The following is a 3,638-nucleotide window of genomic DNA, read 5'->3' as shown; positions in this document are numbered from 1 at the left end:
GTTCGAGGCGCGGCGTCCCAAGGACCACGCGATCATCGCGGAAATCGACGGCTATGTGCGCTTTGGCAAGGACTACAAGAACAAGCGTCGCATCACCATCGAACCCGCCGACGAGAGTATGGAACCGGTCGAGTACATGGTGCCCAAGGGCAAGCACATTCCTGTTCAGGAAGGTGACTATGTCCAGAAGGGTGACTACATCATGGACGGCAACCCGGCGCCGCATGACATCCTGGCCATCATGGGGGTCGAGGCTCTGGCCGATTACATGATCGATGAGGTTCAGGACGTCTATCGCCTGCAAGGTGTGCGGATCAACGACAAGCACATCGAGGTCATCGTGCGCCAGATGCTCCAGAAGTGGGAGATTCAGGACAGCGGGGAAACCACGCTCCTGAAGGGCGAACATGTCGACAAGGCCGAATTCGACCTGGCCAACGATAAGGCGATGAAAAAGGGCGTGCGTCCGGCCAAGGGCGAACCGATCCTGCTGGGCATCACCAAGGCGTCGCTGCAAACGCGCAGCTTCATCTCGGCAGCGTCCTTCCAGGAAACCACCCGCGTGCTGACCGAAGCCTCGGTGCAGGGCAAGCGCGACAAGCTGGTGGGTCTGAAGGAAAACGTCATCGTCGGTCGTCTGATCCCGGCCGGTACGGGCGGCGCCACGCAGAAGATGCGCCGCATCGCGACGGAGCGGGACCAGAAGGTCATCGACCAGCGTCTGGCAGAGGCCGAGGCCGCCGTCGCGCTCGAAGCGCCGACGCAATCGGCAGACGCCGCGCCGCGCGATCCCTTCGCCGAAGGCGCCGCACCCGAAAGCCGCGACGAATAGATCTCGGCCCGATCTCACGAAATGCGAAAGCCCCGCCCGATCGGCGGGGCTTTCGTCGTTCTGTCATCGGAGTATTAGCCCGATGCGAAACGCGCCCGGAGGGCTGCGGACGCTCGGGCGGGCGGAGGGTGGGGCGGGCGTTCAGCCCGGCAGTCGATCGATCCGGTCGACGGAAATCGTGTATTGCCCTTCCTGACAGAAAGACATCTCCGCACGGCGGCCGCTGATGCGCACGCGCTCGCGCAAGCCGAGGTCGGCGCCTACGGTCGACAGGGCGAAGAATTCGCCGTTGTCGGTCCGCAACAGCGGGCATTCGGCGCCGGGCACGATCTGGCCTTCCAGGACCATATAGGCCCCGATGCCGCGGTCGGGCAGGGGGGCGCAGGCCGCCAGCGTGAACAGCAAGAGCCCGCCCGCGCGAAGGGCCGGGGCTGCGGTGATCTGGGTCGACAGGGTCATGTTACCTCCGGTTCTGCGGCTTCTCGCCGCCGCGTGTCCTGAGGAAACAACCCGTGCAAAAGCGGATTGGTTTCGCCATGCTCTGGCGTCGGCGCCAGACCGCTGCTAACGCCTGAAAATGGACAGACCGATCCCTCCGGCCGCGACGGCAGGCGAGAACGCGCGCGGCGCGTCGCTGATGGCGATTTCCATGACCGCCTTCACCATCAACGACACCTTCCTGAAGACGCTGGCCGACACGATGCCGCTGTTCCAGGCGCTGTTCCTGCGCTCGGTCGCGGTGGTGGCGGTGCTGACGCTGGGGGCGGCGCTGACGCGGGGGCTTTCGATCCGGCTGCCGCGGCGTGACCGGGGGTTGATCGCCCTGCGCTGCGCCGCAGAGGTGGCGGCGGCCTATCTGTTCCTGACCGCGCTGTTTCACATGCCGATCGCCAATGTGACGGCCATCCTTCAGACCCTGCCGCTGGGCATCACGCTGGTGGCCGCGCTCTTCCTTGCGGAACCGATCGGCTGGCGGCGGCTGTCGGCGATTCTGGTGGGCTTCGTCGGGGTGCTGCTGATCGTGCGGCCGGGGACGGCGGGCTTCAGCATCTATTCGCTTTACGCGCTGGGGGCGGTCGGCTGCGTGACCGTGCGCGATCTGGCGGCGCGGCGCCTGTCGGCGGGTACGCCCTCGATCACCGTGGCGCTGGCGGCGGCGGTCGGGGTGCTGGTGTTTTCGGGGGCGGGCAGCCTGTTCATCGACTGGGCCCCCGTCGATGCGCAGGCCGCGCTGAAGCTGAGCGGATCGGTGCTGTTCGTGGTGGTGGGCTATATCGCCAGCGTCATGGTGATGCGGGTGGGCGACATCGGGTTCACCGCCTCCTTTCGCTATTGCGGGCTGCTGGCGGCGCTGGTTCTGGGGTTTTTCGTCTTTGGCGAATGGCCGCAGGCGCAAACCCTGATCGGCGCGGCGATCATCGTGGCGTCGGGCACGTTCAACCTGTGGCGCGAGCGGCGGCTGGCGCGCCGGACCGCCCCCGTCGGACTGCGCCGCCGCTGAAGCAGCCCGCCGACCCGCCCCACCCGGCCACCCCGCCACCCGGCCACCCCGCCACCCCGTCGGCCCACGCGGGTGCTGTTGACACCCCCCACGACTCCCCTTATAGAGCGCCCACTCAGGCGTGGGTTCTTACCCGATATGCGCCAGTGAGACGCCAAAACTTGAGTGGTCACGATCCGGGCCAGGTTGCCCCGATCCTCTGGAATTCCACCGCGTCGTTCCCGCTCAGGGGAGCGAATGCGGTATTTGCGTTTTGCGGACGCGCATGACGCGACAGACGAACGTGGGGTGCGCGCGCCCCGGAAATTGAAATGTGTTGCAACACGGGGAACGAGACCCAATGCCAACGATCCAACAGCTGATCCGCAAACCGCGCCAGCCCAAAGTGAAACGCTCCAAGTCCATGCACCTGGAAGGCAGCCCGCAGAAGCGCGGCGTCTGCACACGCGTTTATACCACGACACCGAAGAAGCCGAACTCGGCCATGCGGAAGGTTGCCAAGGTGCGCCTGACCAATGGCTACGAGGTCATCAGCTACATCCCCGGCGAATCGCACAACCTTCAGGAGCACTCCGTCGTCCTGATCCGTGGCGGCCGTGTGAAAGACCTTCCGGGTGTCCGTTACCACATCCTTCGCGGTGTTCTGGATACCCAGGGCGTCAAAGATCGTAAGCAACGCCGTTCGAAGTACGGCGCGAAGCGTCCGAAATAAGGAGAGCGCGAGATGTCACGCCGTCACGCCGCCGAAAAGCGCGAAATTCTGCCCGATGCCAAATACGGTGACCGGGTTCTCACCAAGTTCATGAACAACCTGATGATCGACGGCAAGAAATCCGTCGCCGAGGGCATCGTCTACAACGCGATGGAGCGTGTGGAGCAGCGCCTGAAGCGTTCGCCGATCGAGGTGTTCATCGAGGCGCTGGACAACGTCAAGCCCTCCGTCGAGGTGCGTTCGCGCCGGGTCGGCGGCGCCACCTATCAGGTGCCGGTCGAAGTGCGTCCCGAGCGCCGCGAGGCGCTGGCGATCCGCTGGCTGATCAAGGCCGCCCGCGCCCGCAACGAGAACACGATGGAAGAGCGCCTTGCAGGCGAGCTGTCGGATGCGGTCAACGGTCGCGGCACCGCGGTCAAGAAGCGCGAAGACACCCACAAGATGGCCGAAGCCAACCGGGCCTTCAGCCACTATCGCTGGTAACTGCCTTCAAAGCGTCACCTGCACTGACTAACTGAGGGTTTCCGGCGCGGGCGGTTTCAGCTAAATCGCCCGCGCCGCACATCCGCACAGACCGACTTTCCCGAGGGCGC

The 3,638-nt window shown here is 65.3% G+C and carries 4 protein-coding genes and 1 pseudogene; 4 read left to right on the top strand and 1 reads right to left on the bottom strand.

The window, feature by feature from the left end:
* Nucleotides 1–832 (top strand): annotated as a pseudogene (locus ACU0BR_RS10320) (DNA-directed RNA polymerase subunit beta'); the annotation flags it as partial.
* A 141-nt stretch (nt 833–973) separates the two neighbouring features.
* On the opposite strand, the gene ACU0BR_RS10315 reads toward ACU0BR_RS10320, so the two are convergent.
* Nucleotides 974–1,291, bottom strand: coding sequence for a DUF5818 domain-containing protein (locus ACU0BR_RS10315; RefSeq protein WP_446156753.1), 318 nt, complete (start codon nt 1,289–1,291; stop codon nt 974–976).
* Between the two features lie 118 nt (nt 1,292–1,409).
* Here ACU0BR_RS10315 and ACU0BR_RS10310 point away from each other — a divergent pair, with 118 nt between their 5' ends.
* The 3 genes from ACU0BR_RS10310 to rpsG all read left to right on the top strand — a co-directional run bounded on the left by ACU0BR_RS10310 (nt 1,410) and on the right by rpsG (nt 3,528).
* On the top strand, nt 1,410–2,333 hold the full coding sequence (locus tag ACU0BR_RS10310) for a DMT family transporter (protein WP_446156752.1): 924 nt from the start codon (nt 1,410–1,412) through the stop codon (nt 2,331–2,333).
* Between the two features lie 340 nt (nt 2,334–2,673).
* Nucleotides 2,674–3,045, top strand: coding sequence for a 30S ribosomal protein S12 (gene rpsL, locus ACU0BR_RS10305; RefSeq protein ID WP_112321770.1), 372 nt, complete (start codon nt 2,674–2,676; stop codon nt 3,043–3,045).
* Nucleotides 3,046–3,057: 12 nt separating this feature from the next.
* Nucleotides 3,058–3,528: a 30S ribosomal protein S7 gene (rpsG, locus tag ACU0BR_RS10300; protein WP_446156751.1), complete on the top strand. Its 471-nt coding sequence runs from the start codon at nt 3,058–3,060 to the stop codon at nt 3,526–3,528.
* Nucleotides 3,529–3,638 lie beyond the last annotated feature (110 nt).

This window comes from Brevirhabdus sp. (assembly GCF_052826345.1).
The sequence above is the reverse complement of the archived record's forward strand: the minus strand, read 5'-3'. Positions and strand labels throughout refer to the sequence as shown.

Coding starts and splice junctions, on each gene's coding strand:
- ACU0BR_RS10310 (WP_446156752.1), top strand. CDS start 1,410: ATGGACAGACCGATCCCTCCGGCCGCGACGGCAGGCGAGAACGCGCGC.
- rpsL (WP_112321770.1), top strand. CDS start 2,674: ATGCCAACGATCCAACAGCTGATCCGCAAACCGCGCCAGCCCAAAGTG.
- rpsG (WP_446156751.1), top strand. CDS start 3,058: ATGTCACGCCGTCACGCCGCCGAAAAGCGCGAAATTCTGCCCGATGCC.
- ACU0BR_RS10315 (WP_446156753.1), bottom strand. CDS start 1,291: ATGACCCTGTCGACCCAGATCACCGCAGCCCCGGCCCTTCGCGCGGGC.